Source organism: Kitasatospora sp. NPDC094019, assembly GCF_044764505.1.
In the GTDB taxonomy this organism is placed as follows: Bacteria; Actinomycetota; Actinomycetes; order Streptomycetales; family Streptomycetaceae; genus Kitasatospora.
Map to the genome: position 1 here is coordinate 382,917 of NZ_JBIWIF010000002.1, position 20,727 is coordinate 403,643.

The following is a 20,727-nucleotide window of genomic DNA, read 5'->3' on the forward strand; positions in this document are numbered from 1 at the left end:
GGTCAGGGGATGTAGGTGCGCTGGCAGGTGGGGGACGGGGAGGCCGACCCGGGACCGCCGCCGGTCGCCGTCGGCGACGGGCTGTCCGACTCGCCGCACGGGTGCGGCGGGTACCCGGGGCCGGAGAAGGACACCCGTCGCACGTCGTAGGCCGCCTGCTCGTACCAGCCGTGGAAGTACACGGTCAGCTCGGTGGTGTCCGGCCCGGTCCGCACCTGCACCGACAGGTTGTTCCAGCCGCTCCCGCTCGACCAGGTCGAGGCGTTCTCGCCGCCCGCCCCCGTGGCGCCGACGAAGGCGAACGCCCCGCGCACCGTGGCGTTCAGCAGGTAGCTGGAGTTCGGCAGCACCCGCACCCGTTGCGAGCACCGCGCGTTGTTGTCGGCGCTCGGGGACCCCGTCACGTAGTGGTCGTGCGGGATGCTGCTGGACCAGACCTTCCCGTCGCACTTCCAGATCCACGGGTAGGAGTCGAAACCCCCGTTGAGGACCAGATCGACGTTGGGCGACGGGTCCGCCGCCCCGGCGGCGAAGCCGGCCCCGGAGGCCAGCCCGACGGTCGCGGCCGCCGCCGTGAGCGCACCCACGGCCAGCCCGACGGAAATTCCGCCACGCCGCCGGGGCCTGTTCTGAACGAGTGCACGCATGCCGTCTCCGGGTGGGGGAGTACCGATGGGGGCAGCGGTGCGAGGGAGTGGGCCACACCCTGCTGGACCCGGCCGACTCCCGTCAAGGGTGAGGCGAGCCGTGTTCACGGCAGGTGGGCCTCGGCGGGCGGACGGCCCGCCCCGAAATTCCGCCGGAGAGTCGTCGATCCCGACGTAGGGTGCCCGCGATGGCTCTGGGGTTCGTCGTCACGGACGGACCGACGGGCCCTCGCTCCCCGTACCCGAAGACCTCGGGCCGATGCCGCTCCGCGGACGGCCCGGCACCGGAAGGATCCCGTGAGCGCGACCGAACTGACGGCGAAGGCATCCTCGATCGCGGCCGCCATGGCCACCTCCGACGTGTCTCCCGGAATCCAGCCGGCCCAGACCCGCTACCGGGCCGCACTGGTCTCCGGCTGGGACATCCCGGCCGGAGCGTCGGTCCTGGAGGTCGGCTGCGGACAGGGCGACACCACGGCCGTCCTCGCCGAGGCCGTCGGCCCGCGGGGCCGGGTGGTCGCCGTCGACATCGCCGATCCCTCGTACGGTGCCCCGGTCACCCTGGGACAGTCGGCGGAACACCTCAAGGCGACGCCGCTGGGCTCCCGCATCGACATCCGCTTCGGCCTGGACGTCCTCGACGAGGCGGTGACCTTCCCCGACGACGGGTTCGACCACGTGGTCCTGGCGCACTGCTCCTGGTACTTCGGCTCGCTGGACCAGCTCGCGGCCACCCTCGTCCGGGTCCGCCGCTGGGCGCGGAACCTGTGCTTCGCCGAGTGGGACCTCGAACCCCGATCGGACGAACAACTGCCCCATCTGCTCGCCGTTCTGATTCAGGGCCAGATCGAGGCGGGCGGCTCACGGGGCGAGGGCAACGTGCGCACGCCGTTCTCGCGCGAGAGCCTGCTGCGGACCCTCCCGGCGACAGGCTGGAACCCCGCCCGGCCGCGGGCCGTCGACACGGCCGGCCTCCAGGACGGCGACTGGGAGGTGGACGCCTGCACGACGCTGCTCGACGACACGCACCGGCTGGACCGACTTCCCCGTGCCGTGAAGGAGTTGGTGCTGAGCCAGGGGGACGTGCTCCGGTCCCTGGCGAAGCACCAAGGCAACACGCCGCTGCCGGCCTACTCACTGACCGCCCGCTGACCGTCCCGCCGAGCGGTCGCCCCGGCGGTGGGAAGCCGCCGCGGCGTCGGCTTGAGAGATGTGAATTCCTCTTCCCGCCAAGCCTGTTCGTGCGCTTTCTTTGAGTATCCGTACTCAGGCGGCGCGCCCGGGTCCGGTGCCACGCTGCCAGAACGGCGGCCACCCGGCCGCCCGACGGACACGGAAGAGGGAACGAAGTGAAGTTGCTGAGGACTCTTGGCGGCGCCGCGCTGGCGCTCGCTCTGGGACTGGGGACGGTCGGGGCCGCCGACGCGGCTGCGCCCCGGCCCGACCGGACTGCCGGCACGTCGACCTCGGAGACGAGCGCGGCGGACGACGCGGCGGCCCGCGCGTACTGGACGCCCGAGCGGATGGCGGCCACCGTCGCCGAGGAGGCGAAGGCCGCCGGTGGCGACGCCGCGGACCGGGCCGAGATCGACGCCGCGGCCGCCCGCTTCGCGGTCAACCGGTCGGTGGACCGGACGGTGGGGCGGGTCTTCTACTTCAACACGGTCGAGCAGGTGAACAAGAGCTGCACGGCCAGCGCTCTCAACAGCCCCTCGAAGATGATGGTGATCACGGCGGCGCACTGCGTCGCGGGCAAGGGCAGCCGGATGAACGGCAATAAGGCGGAGTGGTTCAAGGTCGACTGGATCTACGTACCCGCGTACGACGGCACCGTTCCGTACCCGTACGGCATGTTCACCTGGAAGCAGGCCCGGGTGTTCAATAACTGGCTGGACGAGTCCGACCCTCCCGAGTGGGACGTCGCGATGGTCACCCTCAACCCCAACGCCAACGGGCAGAAGGTGGTCGAGGCCACCGGCGGGAACGGGCTGGTGGTGAACCGGCGTGAGGAGACCTTCGTCACCGCCGTCGGGTACCCGGCGAACATCGACGATGCCGCCCACCAGGTGAGCTGCGCGGGAACGCTGGAGCGGCTGATCCTCTACCCGATCCTGCTGGACCTGCCCTGCCGGACCCTGGGGGAGGGTTCGAGCGGCGGACCGTGGCTGTGGGTGGATCCGAACACCCTGCAGACGGCGGTCAACGGGGTCACCCGGGCGCACGACGGCGTCGAGATCGACACCCCGTATTTCGACGACAACGTCTGGGGGATGTACACCCGACAGGGCTCGATCACCTGACGGTCCGTTCGCCAGGATGCCCCCGGTCGGGCACAGCCGGGGGCACCGTCCGCGATCCACAGCCGCGCCACGCCCGACTGCGGGCGTGGCGCGGCTTCCGGGCCAGGAGCGGTCCGGGCCGGCGGCCGCCGGAGGAGTGGGTCGAGTCAGCCGAGCAGGGTGGCGAGTTCGGACTCGAAGAGGATCTCGGGGTCGAACTTCATGCCGGTGAAGTGGCCGGCCAGTTCCAGGGACAGGACGCCGTGGAGGCGGGTCCAGAAGGCGAGGAAGAGGGCGAGCGCCTCGGGCGGGGCGGGGTGGTCGGCGGCCCAGGTGCGGTGGTCGGCGAGGTGGATGGCGAGCGGCGACCCGGGGGCGGCCGGGGGGAGGGTCGCGGCGCAGGCGTCGATCAGGGTGACCGCGATCTCCTGGGAGATCGCCCTGGTGTCCTCCGGGGCCTGGTAGCCGGGCACGGGCGTGCCGTAGACCAGCAGGTAGCGCTGCGGGTCGGCGAGGGCCCAGGTGCGCAGGGCGCGGGCGAGGCCGGCCAGGTCGGCGCCGTCGGTGGCGGCCGTGCGGAGGGTGTCGGCGAGGCTGCGGTACGCCTCGCGGACGAGTTCGGTGATCAGCTCGTCCCGGTTGGCGAAGTAGCGGTAGAGGGCGGGGCCGCTCATGCCCATCTGCTTCGCGATCGCGTTGAGGGAGATGGCGGTGGCGCCGGCGGTGGCGATCTGTTCCCAGGCGCGTTCCATCGCCTCGGCGCGGACCTGGGTGCGGTAGCGCTCGCGGGGGGTGGTGGGGTCGCTCTTCGCCATGGTGGGGGTCGCCTCTCGAATCCGTTGGTTAGAGGGTATCACGGAAGCTATTGACTCTTGGGGCGACTGGAGTTAGAACTTCTAACAGGCAGAACGAGGGCTAGGGAAGGAAACATCATGTTCGGTATGCGCAAGGCCGGAATCCGGGTCGCCGCGATCACGGTCCCGCTGGTGGCCGCACTGCTCGGTGGTGCCACGGTGCCCGCCGGGGCACAGCCCGCCAAGGGCCTCACCTGCCGGGGCGCCGGGGTCGACCCCGCCGCGCAGGTCCGCTACCGGACCGATGCCGTGATCGACGCGCCGCTGGACGTGATCTGGAAGCTCCAGACGGACGTCGCCCGCTGGCCGTCCTGGCAGCGGGCCGTCAGCGGTGCCGAGCGGCTGGACCACGGGCGGTTCCGGGCCGGGTCGGCGTTCCACTGGACGACGCCGATCCCGCCCGAGGCCGGGATCCCGGCCACGGCGCTGGACATCACCTCGACCGTGCGGCAGGTCGAGGGCCGCGCCTGCGTCCGCTGGACCGGCCCGGCCGACGGCGAGGGGCTGCACATCGACGGCGTGCACGTCTGGAACTTCACCAAGGTGCGCGGCGGGGTGCGGGTGAGCACCGAGGAGACCCACACCGGGCCGCAGGTCGACGCGAACGTGCCGTTGGCGACCGGGATCCTGCGGGCGGGACTCGACGCCTGGCTGGGTGACCTGAAGGCCGCCGCCGAGGCGCGGGCGCGCAGGTAGGCGCCCGCACCCCGGCGGTGGTCAGCCGTCGAGGCGGTCGGCGGCCTCGTCCTCGCTCAGGGCCTCGATCTCGGCGACGAGCAGTTCCTCGACCCGGGCCGCCAGCGCGGCCGCCGTGGAGAGCTCGAAGGCGTCGCGGATCGGGACGTCCAGGCCGACACCCGCGCGGATCCGGGCGACCACCCGGGTGACCAGCAGGGAGTCACCGCCGAGTTCGAAGAAGTCGTCCAGGGCGCCGACCCGCGGCACCCCGAGGACCTCCTGCCACAGCTGGGCGACCAGCTGCTCGGCGTCGGTCCGCGGCGCCAGGTACGGGGGCCCGCCGACCGCGGCCGGTTCGGGGAGGGCGGCCGTGTCGAGCTTGCCGTTGAGGGTCAGCGGAAGGGTGTCCAGCAGGACGACGGTGTCGGGGACCAGGTAGGCGGGCAGGCCCCGGACGAGGTGCTCGCGCAGCGCGGCGGCGTCGGGCTCCGCGCCCGGGACCGGGACGGCGTACGCGACCAGGCGGCGGCCGCCGCGCACCACGGCAGCCGCCCGGGCCACCTCCGGACGGGCGGTCAGGGCGGACTCGATCTCGGCCGGTTCGATCCGGTAGCCGCGCAGCTTGATCTGCTCGTCACCCCGGCCCAGGTAGTCGAGCGTGCCGTCGCCGCGCCAGCGGGCGCGGTCGCCGGTCCGGTACATCCGCCCGCCGCCGAACGGGTCGTCGGGGAAGGCGGCGCCGGTCAGGTCGGGGCGGCCCAGGTAGCCCCGGGCGAGGCCGGTGCCGCCGATGTGCAGCTCGCCCTCGGAGCCGCGCGGCAGCAGGGCGCCGCGCTCGTCCAGCACGTACAGCCGCACGCCCGGCAGCGGGCGGCCCAGGGACGGGCGGCGGGCGGCGTCCGGGGCGCCGAGGTCGGTGGCGGTGACGATCACGGTGGCCTCGGTCGGGCCGTAGGTGTTGACCAGCCGGACGGTGTCGCCGTGCCGCTCCCGCCAGCGGGCGACCGCCTCGGCGCGGACCTCGGAGCCGCCCAGCACCACCAGCCGCAGGGCGGCCGGCCACGGCGTGCGGTCGTCGTGCGAGACCAGTTCCTCCCAGTAGGCGGTGGGCAGGTCGAGGACCGTGACGGAGGCGCCGTGCGGGCCGCGCAGCAGTTCGGGCAGAGTGCGGCCGCCACCGGGGAGCAGGACCACGCACGCGCCGGAGGCGAGGGCGGGCCACAGCTCCTCGGCGTGGGTGTCGAAGCCGGCCGAGGCGAACTGGACGATCCGGTCCCCGGGGGTGAGCCGGTAGCCGTCGGGCCCGGCCATCCAGTCGACCCGGGCGGCCAGGGCGGCGTGGTCGACGGCCACGGCCTTGGGGGTGCCGGTGGAGCCGGAGGTGAACAGGACGTAGGCGAGCCCGGAGAGGTCCTCGGCGGTACCCGGGGCGGCCGCGGTGGGCACGACGCGGAGGCCGGAGCCGTCCTCGTCCGTGAGCAGGACGGCGGCCCCGGACTCGCGCAGCATCAGCCGCCGCCGCTCCTCCGGGTGCGCCGGGTCGAGCGGCAGGTAGCCCGCGCCGGCCTTCCAGATCGCCAGCAGGGCCGTCACCAGCTCGAAGGAGGGAGCCACCCGGACGGCGACCAGCCGGCCCGCGACGGCACCCAGCCGTGCGGCCAACGCGTCCGAGCGCCGGTCGAGTTCGGCGTAGGAGAGGGTTCGGCCGGCGCACTCCAGGGCGGGCGCGTCCGGCGCGGCGGCGACCCGGTCGGCGAAGCGGCCGAGCACCGGGCGGGCGGCGGAGTACACGGCCGGACCGGTGCCGAGGGCGAGGAGTTCGGCCCGCTCGTCCGGCCCGATCAGCCAGTCACCGTGCAGCGGCACCGTCACGTCCGCGACGGCGGCGGTGAGCAGCGCGCGGCAGCGGGTGCCGAGCGCCGCCACCGTCTCCGTCTGGAGCACCTCCCGGTCGAAGCAGAAGGAGAGCGTCAGCCCGCCGTTCGGAGTACGCCAACTGTCCAGCAGCAGATCGGTCTTGGCGCGCTCGAAGCCCGAGTCCATGGAGGCGGTGGTGACGCCGCCGGGCAGGGGGGCGCCGCCGTCCCCGTCGGCCAGGTCGTACTGGCTCTGGTGCACGAACACCGCCTGGTAGAGCGGTGCCGCTCCGGCCTCGGCGGGCAGGCCCAGGTGGGTGGCGAGCCGCTCCAGCGGCACGTCCTGGTGGCTCAGCGCGCCGAGGGTGGCGGTGCGGACGCGGTGCAGGACGGTACGGAAGTCGGGTTCGCCGGTGAGGTCGGCGCGGAGCACGCCGGTGCGGGCGAAGTAGCCGACCAGTTCCTCCTGGGCGGCTTCGGTGCGGCCCGCGAGCGGGGTGCCGACCACGAAGTCGGCACTGCCGGTCCAGCGGGCCAGGACGCACTGGTAGGCGGCGAGCAGCACCATGAACGGGGTGCAGCGCTCGCGCCGGGCGAGGGCGTCCAGGGCCGAGGTGAGCTCCGGGCCGAGGGCGGTGGTGGCGAACCCGGCCGGGTGCCGGGGGTCCGCCGGGCGGGGGCGGTCGAGCGGCAGCCGCAGCCGGCCGGTGCCGGCCAGCTTCTCCGCCCAGTAGCGGAACGCGGCCTCGGTGCCGCCCGCCCCGGCGCGCTGCTGTTCGGCGCGGGCGACATCGCCGTAGCGGAGGGCGAGCGGCGCGAGCGCGGCCGGTGCCTCGCCCAGGGCCTCCCGGTAGAGCGCGAGCAGTTCGCGCCAGAGGATCCGGAACGACCAGCCGTCCGAGACGATGTGGTGGACGACCAGCGCGAGCGCGTGCTCCCCCGGCCCGGCCGAGACCAGGACGGCGCGCAGCGGCGGACGCCCGCCGAGGTCGAACGGCGCGTTGACGGCGGGCCGGCAGGCCGCGGTGAAGTCCGCCTCGCCGGCGCCCGGGGCCAGCGCGACGAGATCGAGCGGGACGGGCCCGGCGGGCTCGACCAGCTGCACCGGTGCCTCGCCGTCCAGCGCGAAGCGGGTGCGCAGCGGCTCGTGCCGGGCGGTCAGCCGGTCGATCGCGGCGCGCAGCGCGGCCACGTCGAGCGGGCCGCTCCACCGGCGGCACAGGTACATGTTGAAGCCGGCGTCGGCGGGGTGGAGCTGCTGGAGGAACCAGAGCCGGCGCTGCTCCTCGGTGAGCGGGTGGACGGCCTCGACGGGGCGGGCGGGGCCGGCGGTCCGGTCGGTGGTGGTCATCGGGCGGCGGCCTCGGTTCCGGTGCGGGGTGCGGGTTCGGGTGCGGGTTCGGGTGCTGTTGCGGGTGTGGAGAGGACGGCGGAGGGCACGGGAGCGGTGGCGGGCGGCGCGGCCGGGGCCGCGGCTCCGGTGCGGGCCGCGAGGGTGGCCAGGCCGACCAGGTCGTCGGGCTCGGCGTCCGGGACGTCGCGGTCGAAGTGCCGCAGGGCGGGCACGGCGAGGCAGACCAGCACCAGCAGGGCCATGGCGAGCCCGAACAGCAGGTACAGCAGGCCGATGCCGCGGCCCTCGCCGGTGCCGATCAGCCGGCCGACGCTGCCCGCCAGCGGGCCGTCCGCGTCCACCCAGGGCTGGACCAGACGCGGCCCGAGCGGTGCGACCAGCGCGAAACCCACCGGCAGGGTGGACCAGGCGACCATGGTGTTGACGGCGATCACCCGGCCGTGGAAGCGCAGCGGCACCTTGGTCTGCACGATCGTCGCGTAGACGCCGTTGACCAGGGCCAGCCCGTACGCCATGCCGAAGGCGCCGAGCGCGACCGGCAGGATGCTCGGCCGCAGCCCGGTCACCAGGCAGGCGGCCGCCAGGCCGAGGGTGGCGAGCAGCACGCCGCGCAGCCGCAGTCGGCGTGGCCCGCCCCACACCAGCAGGGTCAGGCCGCCGAGGACGGCGCCCAGCCCGGCGGCGACCGAGACCCAGCCGGCGGCGGCCAGCGGGGCGAAGGACAGCACCAGCGGGGTGGTGAGCAGGAACAGCGGCGACAGGAAGATGTTGAGCATGGCGAAGAACAGCAGCATCGCCCGGAAGTTGCGGCTGCCGAGCGCCCGCCGGAAGCCGGCCCGGATCTCGGCGGCGACGCTCTCCCGGCGCCGCGCCGCCATCATGTCGGGGAAGCGCACGGCCAGCGTCACGCCGGTGGCGACGACGTAGCTGGCCACGTCCATCGCGAGGATGCCGCCGAGGCCGATCGCCGACAGCAGGCCGACCGCGAACAGCGGCACCAGGAACTGGGCGAGGCCGAAGGCCATCTGGACGACGCCGTTGGCGCGGCCGAGGAAGCGCTTCGGGACGAGTTGCGGCACGGCCGAGTTCCAGGCCAGCCGTTGGAAGGTCAGCGCCGTCGACAGCACCGCGATCAGCACGTAGGCGTGCCAGACCTCCAGCGAGTCGGCCAGGTACAGCAGCAGCATCACCGCCTGGGTGAGGCCCGCCGCGACATCGCCGTACAGCATGATCCGGCGCCGGTCGCCCCGGTCCACCAGTGCCCCGGCCAGCGGGGCGGTGAGGATGCCGGGGACGAGGCCGCAGGCGGCCAGCAGGCCGAACTGGACGAGCGAGCCGGTGGTCAGGTAGATCCAGATCGGCAGGGCGAACTCGGTGAGCGCCGAGCCGATCATCGAGATCTGCTGGCCGGCGGCGACCCCGAGGAAGCGGCGCATGGTGGGGCGCACCGTGCGGGAGGCGGCGGCCGGCGCGGGCTCGGCGGCGTCCCGGGAGAGCCCGGCCAGCCACCAGGTCGCGCCCTCGGTACGCCGGTGCCGTTCCTCCTCGCCGTCGACGACCGAGCGGTGCACACCGGTGACGATCTCGGCGAGTTCGGCGGCCCGGTACTTGAGGTAGAAGTGTCCGGCCTCGTCGAGCACGACGACGCCGGTGGTGTCACTGAGCCGGTGCCACTCCCGGTACCGCTCCTCGTAGAACTCGGTGGCCGGGTCCCGGTCGCCGCAGACCGCGTACACCGGGGCGGCGATCCGGCCGTCCTCGCTCTCGAACAGCCGGGTGAAGTACTGCTCGGCCTCCCGGGTGCCGGTCCGGCGGTTGGCGACCATCAGCCGCAGCTGCTCGGTGCCGACCTCGTCGGTGTCCAGCCCGGCCGCCGCCAGGGCGTTGATCATGCCCTGGTCGCTGCGCATCCGGTCGGCGGTGCGGGCCCACCACTCTCCGACGGCGGCGCCGCGCCCGCGCGGCCGGGCGAACGGGAAGATCCCGCCGAGGTGGACGGCGTCGATCTCGCGGCCGGCCGCCTCCACCCGGCGGGCGATCTCGACGGCCAGCCGGACGCCGACGCCGCAGTGGCCGTACAGCACGATCCGGCCCTCGACGGTGTCCAGGATCTCCTGGGCGCAGCCGGCCGCGACCTCGTCGATGTCCATGGCCTCCTCGCCCAGTTCGTGCCCGGGGACGGCGAGCGAGTGCAGGGCCCAGTCGGCCGGCAGGGCGTCGGCGAGCGGCTTGTAGATGAGCGCGCTGCCGCCGCCGTACGGGGTGCACACCAGGCTGGCGGTGGTCCGGCGGCCGGCCGGGGTCAGCAGGTGCAGCAGGCTGCGTGGGCCCCGGTCGGCGTGCGGGTCGCTGACCAGGGCGGCGAGCCGGCGCACCGTGGGGTACTTGAAGAGGTCCATCACCCCGACCGGGGTGGGGAGTTCGGGGAAGGCGCGGCGGAGCTTGGCGACCACCTGGGTGGCCAGCAGCGAGTGTCCGCCGAGTTCGAAGAAGTCGTCCTGGGCGCCGACCCGGGGCACGCCCAGCAGTTCGGCCCAGAGGCTGGCGAGGAACTCCTCGGCCTCGCCCTCGGGTTCGACGAACTCCCCGCTCGCGGCGGGCTCCTCGGGTTCGGGCAGGTTCCGCCGGTCGACCTTGCCGTGGGCGAGCAGGGGCAGCCGGTCGAGCACCACGAACCGGGCCGGGACCATGTAGTCGGGCAGCGACTCGCCCAGGGTGTCGCGCAGTTCGGCCGCGGCGGGCACGGGGACGTCGCCGGTCCGCTCCAGGTAGGCGACCAGCAGCTGCCGCAGGCCCTCGCCCCGGGCCAGCACGACGGCCTGGCCGATCCCGGGCAGGGCGGTGAGGGCGGCCTCGATCTCGCCCGGCTCCACCCGGTAGCCGCGCACCTTGATCTGGTCGTCGGCCCGGCCCAGGTAGTCGAGCGTGCCGTCGGCGCGCCAGCGGGCCAGGTCGCCGGTGCGGTAGAGGCGGTCTCCGGGGGCGCCGAAGGGGTCGTCGACGAAGCGCTCGGCGGTGAGGTCCGGCCGGCCCAGGTAGCCGCGGGCCAGCCGGTCGCCGCCGAGGTACAACTCGCCGGTGACGCCCGGCGGTACCGGCTGCCCGGCCTCGTCGAGGACGTGGCAGCGGGCTCCGGCGAGCGGGGTCCCGATCGGGGTGCTGCCCGGTCCGGCGGCGTCGGCGGTCACCTCGTGCACGGTCACGCCGACGGTGGCCTCGGTCGGGCCGTAGTGGTTGAACACCGCGCACCGGCCGAGGGCGGCCAGGCCGGCGGCCCACGGCCAGACCGAGGCTTCGCCGCCGAGCACCAGCGACCGGCGCGGCAGCAGCCGCTCCATCGGGGCGTCGGCGCTCAGCGCGGCCAGGTGGGAGGGGGTCATCTTGAGGTGGTCGAGGTCCAGCGCCTCGATCCGCTCGGCGAGTTCGGCCCCGGCGATCCGGCGCGGCAGCAGATGGACCCGGCCGCCGGTGCTGAGCGCGAGGTAGAGCATCGTCATGCTGAAGTCGAAGGCCAGCGACTGCAGCAGCCCGTAGCCGGCGCCCGGCTCGATCCGCAGCCGTTCCCCCACCCCGGCCAGGTAGTTGAGGATCTGGCGGTGCTGGACGGCGACGCCCTTGGGGGTGCCGGTGGAACCGGAGGTGTAGATGACGTAGGCAAGGTGGTCCGGTCCCGAGAGCTCCGGCAGCGGCTCGGCGTCCCGCTCCGGCGGTTCGGTGTCCAGCAGCAGCGCGGCGCCCTCGTGGCCGGGGAAGCGGTCGCGCAGGGCGGTCTCGGTGAGCAGGACCCGGACCCCGGCGTCGGCGACCAGGTGGGCGAGCCGGGCGGGCGGCTGCTCCGGGTCCAGCGGCAGGTAGGCGCCGCCGGCCTTCAGCACCCCGAGCAGGGCCACCGCCAGCTCGGGCGACTGCTCCAGGCAGACGGCGACCCGGTCGTCCGGGCCGACGCCGAGCGCGCGCAGCCGGCGGGCGAGCCCGGTGGCGCGCTCGTCCAGCTCGCGGTAGGTGACGGTCCGGCCCTCGGCCTCCAGGGCGGTTCGGTCGGGGTGGGCGCGGGCGGTGGCGGCGAGCAGGGCGGTCAGGGTGGCCGGGGCGCCGTCCGGGTCGGGCAGCGCGGGCCCGACGGCCCAGCGCTCCAGGACGTCCCGCCGCTCGCCGGGGGTGGCCAGGGGCAGTCGGGAGACCGGCCGGTCCGGGTCGGCGACCGCCGCGGTGAGGAGGAGTTCGAAGCGTTCGACCAGTCGGCGCGCGGTCGCGGCGTCGAACAGGTCGGTGCGGTAGGTGAGCAGTCCGTAGAGGCCGCCGTCGGACTTCTCCCGCAGGTAGAACGCGAGGTCGGTGCGGGTGGTGGCGGCCTCGTGCCCGAAGCTCTCGGCGGTCGGCGCGCCGGCGGCGTCCGGGGCGGACGCGGCGCCGCGCTCGCCGTAGTTCTGGTAGGCGAAGCTGACCTGGAACACGGCGGAGCGGCTGACGTCCCGCTCGATGTCCAGATCGGCCACCATCTGCTCGAACGGCACCTCCTGGTGGGTGTACGCGTCGAGGGTGGTGCCGCGGACCCGGCCCAGCAGTTCGGCGAAGGTCGGATCGCCCTCCAGGCGGGCCCGGATCGGCAGCATGTTGACGAACAGGCCGACCACGCCCTCCAGTTCCCGGTGCAGGCGGCCGGCCACCGCGGAACCTATCGCGAAGTCCCGCCGCCCGGCGTGCCGGCCGAGCAGGGTCTGCAGCGCCGCCATCAGCACCATGTACCCCGAGGCGCCCGAGGCGCGGGCCAGCTCGGCGACACCGCGGCCGAGTTCGCTGCTCCAGTGGAACTCGGTGGCGGCCCCCTCGAAGGTCAGTACCGGCGGCCGGGGCCGGTCGGTCGGCAGTTCCAGGGCCGGGACGTCGCGCAGCTCCTCGCGCCAGTAGGCGCGGGATCCCGCCAGCGCCTCCCCGGCCAGCCGCTCCCGCTGCCAGCCCGCGTAGTCGCCGAACTGCACCGGCAGTTCGGGCAGCCGGTCCGGGGTGCCGTGCGCGTGGCGGGCGTACAGCGCGTCGAGTTCGCGGTGCAGGATGTCGAGCGACCAGCCGTCGCTGACGATGTGGTGCATGACGAGGGCGAGCACGTGCTCGTCCGGCGCGGTGCGCACCAGCAGGGCGCGCAGCAGTGGCCCCTCGGCCAGGTCGAACGGTCGCGCCACTCGCTCGCCGACCTCGCGGGCAGCCCGCCCGGCCGGGTCGGGGTCGCCGGTGGCGTCGACGAACTCGGCCGCGAGCGGCCCGGGTTCGGCGATCCGGACCTCGGCGGTGCCCTCGGGGGTGGCGGGGAAGGTCATCCGCAGCGCCTCGTGCCGGGCGAGCAGGGCGGTGAGCGCGCTGTCGAGCGCGGCGCGGTCCAGCGGGCCGCGCAGCCGGCGGGCCGGAGCCAGCGCCCAGGCGGTGGAGCCGGGCGCGAACTGGTCCATGAACCAGAGGCGTTCCTGGCCGCTGGAGAGCGGAACCGCGCTGCCGGGGGGTCGGACGGGGACGGTGGCGACGGCGGCGGTGGTGGCCGGGCCGGTGCCCTCGGTCGGGGGCGCGGGGGTGTCCGCCGCGGCGGCGGTGCCGGCGGCCGAGCGCAGGCGCTGGGCGAGCAGGGCGCGTTTGGTCGCGGAGAGCCCGGCCGCGGGGTCCTGGAGGTCGGTCATGGGTTGTTCCATTCGGCGCACGTCGGGCGGCGGCTGCGGTGCCGGCGGGCGGTATCGCCACGGGGCGGGCCGCCGCGGGGGAGGGGGCGCGGGGCAGGGAGGAGGGCGCGGGGAGCGGGTGCGGGGAGGGAACCCCCGGTGGCGCGGGTCCGGCCGCGCCACCAGGGGCTCACCGCAGTTCGCGGACGGCGGCGGCGATGCCGAGCGGGGTCGGGGTGGCGAAGAAGACGTCGAAGTCCAGCTCGACACCCAGCAGGTCCCGGATCCTGGCCGTGATCTGAATGATCGTCAGGGAGTGTCCGCCGAGCTCGAAGAGATCGTCCTCGGGGCCGAGGCCGGGCAGCCGCAGCACCTCGGACCAGACCGCGAGCACGGCGGCGAGCACCTCGTCCTCGGCTTCCGGCCCGGCGGCGGGGCCGGCCGGGGCCTCGACCGGCACCGGCGGGACGGGCAGGGCGCGCCGGTCCAGCTTGCCGTTGGGCGTGAGCGGCAGCCGGTCGAGCACCAGGAAGCGCTGGGGGACGGCCGCGCCGGGCAGCAGCCGCTGGAGGAAGGCGCGCAGTTCGGCGGGGGCCGGAGCGTCCTGGCCGGGGGCCGGGACGAGATAGCCGGCGACGAACGGCTCGGCGTCGCCCGCGGGGGCCTCGGCCCCGGCCGGCTCGGCCCCGGGCGGGAGGGCTTCGTCGCGGTGCACCGCGGCGGCGGCCTCCGCGACCGCCGGATGGGTCAGCAGTGCCGCCTCGACCTCGCCCAGCTCGATCCGGTGGCCGCGGACCTTGACCTGGTCGTCGAGCCGGCCGAGGAACTCCAGTTCGCCGTCCGGGCTCCAGGCGACCAGGTCTCCGGTGCGGTACAGCCGGTCGCCGGGGGCGCCGAAGGGGTCGTCGACGAAGCGCTCGGCGGTCAGCTCCGCCCGGCCCAGGTAGCCGTCGGCGAGTCCGTCGCCGCCCAGGTGGAGTTCGCCGGGCACGCCGATCGGCAGCGGCCGGCGGCGTCGGTCGAGCACCAGGGCCCGGGTGTTGGCGATCGGCCGGCCGATCCGGACGGCCTCCGGGTCGGCCGGGAGTTCGGCGCAGGTGGACCAGACGGTGGTCTCGGTCGGCCCGTAGACGTTGAACAGGCGGTCGGTGCCGGCCCGCAGCCGCCGGGCCAGCGGCAGCGGCAGGGCCTCCCCGCCGACCAGGCCGGTCAGCCCGGACGGCAGCGGCCCGGCGCCGAGCAGGACCCGCCAGCCCGAGGGCGTCGCCTGGACGTGGGTGACACCCTCACGCTCGACCAGCGCGCGCAGCCCCTGGCCGTCCACGGCCAGACCGTCGGGGGCCAGCACGAGCCGGCCGCCGGTGGTCAGCGGCAGCAGCAGTTCGAGGGCGGAGATGTCGAAGGAGAGCGAGGTGAGGCCGAGCCAGACGTCCCGGGGGCCGGAGCCGAGCCGCGCGGCGAAGGCCGTGAGCAGGTTGACCAGCGCCCGGTGGCCGATCTCGACGCCCTTGGGGCGGCCGGTGGAGCCGGAGGTGTACAGGACGTACGCCAGTCGACCGGCGTCGGCCCCGGCGCGGGAGGCGGCTTCGGCGCCGGGGCCGGTGGTGTCGCTCTCGGTGCCGTCGGCGGTGGGGGTCCCGCCCGGCCGGAGCACCGCCCGCGCGGCGGCGGCCACCTCGGGAGCCGGTTCGCGGTCGGCCAGCAGCAGGGCGGCGCCGGAGTCGGCGAGCACGAAGGCGAGCCGCTCGGCCGGGTACCCGGGGTCGAGCGGGAGGTACCCGGCGCCGACCGCGTGCACGGCGAGCAGCGCGGCCGGGAGGTCGGCGGTACGGGCCAGGTGCAGGCCGACCAGGTCGTTCCGGCCGATGCCGGCCGCCGTGAGCTCCCCGGCCAGTCGGTCGGCGCGCCGCAGCAGCTCCCGGTAGGTCAGCCGCTCCGGGCCGGCCACCACGGCGAGCGCGTCGGGGGCGGCGGTGGCGCGCTCGCGGACCAGGTCGAGCACGGTCCGGTCGGCCGGGTAGGCGCGGGCGGTGTCGTTCCAGGCGGTGGTGACGAGGTGACGTTCGGCCTCGTCGAGCAGGGGCAGGTCGCCGAGCGGGGTCGAGGGGTCGGTCACGGCGGCGGCGAGCAGGGAGGAGAGGTGCCCGGCGATCCGCCGCGCGGTGGGGGCGGGGAGCACGGCCGGGTCGTACTGGAGCGAGAGGTCGATCCCGTCGGCGCCGTCCACGGCCTGGAGGTGCAGGGTGTTGCGGGCCGCGTGCGGGAAGACGGCCCAGTCGACGGAAACGGCGCTGCCGGGGAAGACGGGGGCGGCGGTGGTGCGGCGGCGGTAGCCGAAGGAGACCGGGGCCAGCCCGGCCCGGGGGGTCAGGCCGGGGACCGCGCCGCCGAACGGGACGGCGCGGTGCGCGGAGACGAGCCGGACCTCGGCGCGCACGGCGGCGGCGTAGCGCGCGAACGGCGTGTCGCCGTCCTGGCCGGCGGGGGCGTACACCGGCAGCTCGTTGACGAAGAGGCCGACGGTGCCGCGCTGCCGGGGTGTCCGGGTGGAGAAGGGGACGGCGATTGGGACGGCCTCGCCGCCGTAGCGGTGCAGCAGTCCGTGCAGGGCGGCGAGCAGGAACTCGAAGCGGGTGACCCCGGCCGTCCGGGCGGCCTCCGCGAGGGCGGCCCCTGCCGTCGCGTCGAGCCGCCAGGCGACGGACTCGCCGGGACCGGCGTCGGTCACGGCGCGGGGGCCGCTGGGGAGCACCGGGGTGGTGGCGGCCGCCCACCGGGGTCCGTGGAACGCCGCGGCCCGGGCGAGGAGTTCGGGGTCGGGCGGCGTGGCCCGCGCGCCGGGGCCGACGTCCGCCCCGGCGGCGGTGACGTCCCCGGTCGGCGGCCGCCCCGTGAGCGCGGCGGCGTACCCGGCGGCGAGGTCCGCGACCAGCACGTCCTTGGAGTTGCCGTCGAACACGGCGTGGTGCGCCACCACCAGCAGCTCGGCGCCGCCGTCGGCCCGCCGGTCCAGGGTGAACCGGGCCAGCGGTCCCCGGGCCAGGTCGAACGGCAGGGCGAGTTCCTCGGCGAGCCGCTTGGCGCGGGCGTCGGCGCAGTCGTCCACGAGGGCGTCGCCGAGCGATTCGCCGAGCGGATCCCCCGGCCGGTCCCCGGTCCGGTCCCCGAGCGGATCGCCGGGGGCGGCGGTCCGGTCCCCGGCCGGTTCCAGGACGGTGAGCGCGGGTGCCCGTCCGGCCGGGACGGGACGGAGCACGCCGTCCCGCTCGACCAGCGCGGAGGCGAGCACGGGGTGCCGGGCGACGGTCGCGGCGACGGCGCGGGCCAGCGCGTCGGCGTCGACCCGGTCGAAGCCGATCCGCAGCGCGAGGTGGAAGACCTCGGGGACGTGGGTGAGCCTGCTGGTGAGCCAGATGCCGTGCTGGGCGGGGGTGGCGGGCGGTGCGGCGTCCGTCGCTCTCGCGGGGTCCCCGGCGGCGGAGGAGGGGCCGGGCCGGTCGGTGGAGTCGGACATGCTGTGCTCGATTCGGGAGTCGGAGACGGAGCTGCGGGGCACCCGTCCGAGCGGTGGCCGTGGTGGCGCGGGCGCGACACGGCGCGGTCGGACGGCGCGGCTGCCGAAGGGTGGCCGGCCCGCCCCGCGGACCGGTCGGCAGGCGCCGAGGCCCGGCCGGACCCGACTCCCAGGTTTCCCCCCTGAAGCGTCAGGCGATGCGATCCCCTACCCCCGTACGAAGATCATTGGCCTGGACCTGCCGTGAGATTTCCACAGACCACATGCCTCGTCAAGGGTTGTCCACGACCTGGCCGGAGACTGCCGACGGTTCGTCAACCACCTTCCGTCGCGGGGAGTCTGGCGCGACCGGCGGGACCGCCGGGACGGCGGCCGCGGCGCTCCGGGCGGGACGGGCGGCCGCGGGCGCCCGTCGACGGCAAGTTGTCTGTACAGCTATGGGTTCACTGTCCGTCATCGGTACGCCATCGAACCCCCCGTTGCCGTCCATCTGGGGCCCGTACACATAACGGGTCTGGACCACAGCTCCAGGCGCCCCCCGTTGTGTACAAGGAGTCACCCCCGATGAGTCCGAAGCCCGAACTGTCGCGCCGCACCCTGCTCGGCGGCGCTGCCGCCGCCGCCGTGCTGTCCGCCCTCCCCCTCAGCGTGCGCGAGGCGCTCGCCGCGCCGGCCCGCCCCGGCCGCCTGGCGGACATCCAGCACGTCGTCGTGTTCATGCAGGAGAACCGCGCCTTCGACCACTACTTCGGCACCCAGGCCGGCGTCCGCGGCTTCGGCGACCGGACGGCGGTGCGGGGCGTCAACGGCCGCTCGGTCTTCCACCAGCCCGACCCGAGCCGCAAGGAGGGCCACCTCCTGCCGTTCCCGATGAACGCCGCGCACACCAACGCGTACCAGCAGGGCGCCCCCGCCTTCGGTTTCGTCGACTCGATGAAGGCGTGGAACGACGGTCTCGCCGACGGCTCGGTCACCCGCCGCTCCAGCGGCTGGCTCGGCCAGGGCTACTACGAGAGCGCCGACATGCCCTTCTACCACGCGCTCGCCTCGGTGTTCACCACCTGCGACGCCTACTACGCGTCGGTGCAGTGCAACACCAACACCAACCGCGAGCACCTGATGACGGGCACCAGCGGCGGCACCGTCCGGGACACCCCGGTCACCGACAACACCGAGATCCCCGGTGGCTACGAGTGGACCACCTACGCCGAGCGCCTGGAGAAGGCCGGCGTCAGCTGGCGCACCTACCAGGCGCTGGACAACTTCGACGACAACGCGCTCGCCTGGTTCGCCCCCTTCGTCAAGGCCAAGCCCGGGGAGCCGCTGTACGAGCGCGGCATGCGCGCGGTCGGCGACCCGGCCAAGAAGGGCGACCCGTTCGCGATGGGCGACGCCCTGGTCGAGGCGTTCGCCGCCGACATCCAGGCCGACACCCTCCCGCAGGTGTCCTGGATCGTCGCCCCCGCCGCGCTGTCCGAGCACGCCAACTACGCGCCGCCGAACGGCGAGCACCTCACCGCCCGGCTGCTGGCCGCCCTCGCGGCCAAGCCCGAGGTGTGGGAGAAGACCGTCTTCATCCTCAACTACGACGAGCACGGCGGCTTCTTCGACCACCAGCTGCCGCCCGTCCCGCCGCTGGCCGCCGGCCGCGGCAAGTCCACCGTCCCGGTGGACGGCGAGGTCGTCGTCCGGGTGAGCAAGGGCGGCTCCACCTACCACCGCGTCGTGAGCCAGGACGGCAAGTACCGGGTCAAGGCGGCCGACGGCTCGCTCGGCTGGTCCGACACCCTGCCCGCGGGCGAGAGTGTCGTCTCCGGCCCGTACCCGATGGGCCTCGGCGTCCGGGTGCCGATGGTCGTCGTCTCCCCGTGGACCCGGGGCGGCGTCGTCGACTCCAGCGTCTACGACCACACCTCGGTGCTGCGCTTCCTGGAGCAGCGCTTCGGCGTCCAGGAGCCCAACATCAGCCCCTGGCGGCGTTCCGTCTGCGGCGACCTCACCAATGTGTTCGACTTCTCCGGCCGTGACCCGCTCTGGCCCGGGCTCCCCGACACCAGCGGCAACCGGCAGAAGGTCGTCGACACCGGCAAGCTGCCCGCGCCGACGGTCCCGAACCCGCAGTCCTTCCCGCAGCAGGCGCGCGGCACCCGCGCCGCCCGCCCGGCGCCGTACGACCTCACCGTCAAGCCGCGCCTCAAGGGCGACCAGCTGACGATCGACTTCATCAACCAGGGCAAGCAGGGCGCCGTCCTCGCGGTCTACCCGGCCCCCGGCGCCCTGCCGCGCCACTACACCGTGGGCGCCAAGTCCCGGACCTCCGACGTCTGGACGGTCGGCCAGGACGGCTACGACCTGCGGGTGCACGGTCCCAACGGCGCGCTCTGGCACCTGCGCGGCACCGTCGACGCCGCGTACGAGATCTCGCTCTCCGAGGAGCGCAACGGCAAGGTGCTGGAGGTGGACGTGATCAACCGCTCGCGCACCGCCCAGACCTTCCTGGTCGGCGACCTCGCCTACGGTGACGGCCTGCGCGAGGTCCGGGTCGCCGCGGGCGACGACAAGACCGTCAACCTCAATGTCGGCCCCGAGGGCTGGTACGACGTCGCGGTCGGCGTGCGCGGCGAGCTCGGCTTCCGCCGCCGGATCGCCGGCCGCTTCCCGTGGGACGGCGAGCACCTGCTCACCGACCCGGCGATGGGCCAGGCCGACCCGCTGACCGTGGACGTCGCGCTCAAGGCCGCCTCCACCACCATCGACGAGGCGATCCTGCTGCCCGGCCGCCCGGCCCGGGTCACCGCCCGCTTCAGCACCACCGACGCGCTGACCGTGATCGAGGCCCAGCCGGTCGTCCCGGCCGGCTGGACGGTCGCCGCCGTCACCGCGCCGCCCGCCACGCTGGCCGCCGGGGCGAGCGCCACCGCCGAGTGGGACGTCACCCCGCCGGCCCAGCTGCCGGACGGCGCCACCCACCGCGTCCTGGTCACCGCCCGCGCGCTGGCCGGCAACCGCTTCGCCGTCGCCGACGGCGAACTCGCCGCCCGCACCGCGCCGGTGATGGCGGGCCACCTGCTCGGCGAGGACTTCGAGTCGCTGGCCGGGGCGCTCCAGCCGGTGGCCGGGGTGGTCGGTTGGACGCCGCAGGCGCCGCAGGGCTGGTCGGTGGTCAACGCGCCGGCCATGCCGCAGGGCACCGTCCGGCTCCAGGGCTGGACCTTCCACACCAAGCGCGAGTGGTCCAACCCGGCCGGCCAGGACCGGGGCAACTTCACCCGGGGCCTCGGCATCCTGGCCGTCGCCGACCCGGACGACTGGGACGACACCGGCGCGCCGTCCAAGAAGGGCGTGTTCGACTCGACCCTGGTCTCGCCCGCGGTGCCCGTCCCGGCCGGGGCCACCACCCTGTACCTGGGCTTCGACTCGCACTACCGCCAGGAGGCCCCGCAGAAGGCCGCGGTCACGGCGGTGTTCGACAACGGCACCGAGACCCGGCTGGTGTACTACAGCTCGGACGCCACCGGCAACGACAACCGCGGGGCCGACGTCCAGAACGCCTTCGTGACCAAGCAGTTCGCCGTTCCGGCGGGCGCGCGGAGCGTGACGCTGAAGTTCCGGATGTTCGACGCCGGGAACAACTGGTTCTGGGCGGTGGACCACATCCGGCTGGACGTGAAGCCGATCACCGCCTGACGCCTGACGCCTGACGCCTGACGCCTGACGCCTGAGGCCCGACGCCCGCGCCGGGCACCGGCCCGTCCGTCCCCGAACTCCCGGGGCCGGACGGGCCGTTCGCGCTCCCGGGAAGTGCGCCGACGGACTGTCAACAGGCGCGAACGCGACGCGCGCTCCGGCGTACCGGACCGGAAAGCGCCTGTTCGCGCGCCCTGGCGCGCCGGTAGGAAT

At 75.1% G+C, this 20,727-nt stretch carries 9 protein-coding genes; 4 read left to right on the forward strand and 5 right to left on the reverse strand.

What is annotated here, in order from left to right; translation table 11 throughout:
* Positions 1–2 precede the first annotated feature (2 nt).
* Positions 3–587 carry a hypothetical protein gene (locus tag ACIQ9P_RS06785; RefSeq protein WP_402350824.1) on the reverse strand — a complete coding sequence of 195 codons (585 nt, stop codon included), beginning with the start codon at positions 585–587 and terminating at the stop codon, positions 3–5.
* Positions 588–944: 357 nt separating this feature from the next.
* Between ACIQ9P_RS06785 and ACIQ9P_RS06790 the strand changes: the two genes are divergently transcribed.
* Together ACIQ9P_RS06790 and ACIQ9P_RS06795 are read left to right on the forward strand one after the other, a co-directional pair.
* Positions 945–1,799, forward strand: coding sequence for a class I SAM-dependent methyltransferase (locus ACIQ9P_RS06790; RefSeq protein ID WP_402350827.1), 855 nt, complete (start codon positions 945–947; stop codon positions 1,797–1,799).
* Positions 1,800–1,996: 197 nt separating this feature from the next.
* Complete coding sequence (locus ACIQ9P_RS06795) at positions 1,997–2,947, forward strand: trypsin-like serine peptidase (RefSeq protein ID WP_402350830.1); 951 nt, start codon at positions 1,997–1,999, stop codon at positions 2,945–2,947.
* A 146-nt stretch (positions 2,948–3,093) separates the two neighbouring features.
* Here the strand turns inward: ACIQ9P_RS06795 and ACIQ9P_RS06800 are convergent, their stop codons facing one another.
* Positions 3,094–3,741, reverse strand: a complete 648-nt coding sequence (locus tag ACIQ9P_RS06800; RefSeq protein WP_402350832.1) for a TetR/AcrR family transcriptional regulator — start codon at positions 3,739–3,741, stop codon at positions 3,094–3,096.
* A gap of 117 nt (positions 3,742–3,858) precedes the next feature.
* On the opposite strand from ACIQ9P_RS06800, the gene ACIQ9P_RS06805 reads away from it, so the two are divergent.
* A complete protein-coding gene (locus ACIQ9P_RS06805) occupies positions 3,859–4,476 on the forward strand; it encodes an SRPBCC family protein (protein WP_402350835.1) in 618 nt (205 codons plus the stop codon).
* A gap of 21 nt (positions 4,477–4,497) precedes the next feature.
* On the opposite strand, the gene ACIQ9P_RS06810 is transcribed toward ACIQ9P_RS06805, so the two are convergent.
* The 3 genes from ACIQ9P_RS06810 to ACIQ9P_RS06820 all read right to left on the reverse strand — a co-directional run bounded on the left by ACIQ9P_RS06810 (position 4,498) and on the right by ACIQ9P_RS06820 (position 16,827).
* Entirely contained in the window at positions 4,498–7,665 is a 3,168-nt protein-coding gene (locus ACIQ9P_RS06810; RefSeq protein ID WP_402350838.1) for an amino acid adenylation domain-containing protein, read from the reverse strand.
* On the reverse strand, positions 7,662–13,334 hold the full coding sequence (locus ACIQ9P_RS06815) for an amino acid adenylation domain-containing protein (protein WP_402350841.1): 5,673 nt from the start codon (positions 13,332–13,334) through the stop codon (positions 7,662–7,664). The genes ACIQ9P_RS06810 and ACIQ9P_RS06815 overlap by 4 nt, the downstream gene beginning before the upstream one ends.
* Before the next feature lie 169 nt (positions 13,335–13,503).
* Positions 13,504–16,827, reverse strand: a complete 3,324-nt coding sequence (locus tag ACIQ9P_RS06820) for an amino acid adenylation domain-containing protein (RefSeq protein WP_402350844.1) — start codon at positions 16,825–16,827, stop codon at positions 13,504–13,506.
* Between the two features lie 564 nt (positions 16,828–17,391).
* Here ACIQ9P_RS06820 and ACIQ9P_RS06825 point away from each other — a divergent pair.
* Positions 17,392–20,514 carry a phosphocholine-specific phospholipase C gene (locus tag ACIQ9P_RS06825; RefSeq protein ID WP_402350847.1) on the forward strand — a complete coding sequence of 1,041 codons (3,123 nt, stop codon included), beginning with the start codon at positions 17,392–17,394 and terminating at the stop codon, positions 20,512–20,514.
* The last annotated feature ends 213 nt before the right edge of the window (positions 20,515–20,727 follow it).

Bases quoted from the DNA above. Each gene is read 5' to 3' on its own strand.
- ACIQ9P_RS06800 (WP_402350832.1), bottom strand. From the start codon at position 3,741: ATGGCGAAGAGCGACCCCACCACCCCCCGCGAGCGCTACCGCACCCAG.
- ACIQ9P_RS06805 (WP_402350835.1), top strand. From the start codon at position 3,859: ATGTTCGGTATGCGCAAGGCCGGAATCCGGGTCGCCGCGATCACGGTC.
- ACIQ9P_RS06810 (WP_402350838.1), bottom strand. From the start codon at position 7,665: ATGACCACCACCGACCGGACCGCCGGCCCCGCCCGCCCCGTCGAGGCC.
- ACIQ9P_RS06815 (WP_402350841.1), bottom strand. From the start codon at position 13,334: ATGACCGACCTCCAGGACCCCGCGGCCGGGCTCTCCGCGACCAAACGC.
- ACIQ9P_RS06820 (WP_402350844.1), bottom strand. From the start codon at position 16,827: ATGTCCGACTCCACCGACCGGCCCGGCCCCTCCTCCGCCGCCGGGGAC.
- ACIQ9P_RS06825 (WP_402350847.1), top strand. From the start codon at position 17,392: ATGAGTCCGAAGCCCGAACTGTCGCGCCGCACCCTGCTCGGCGGCGCT.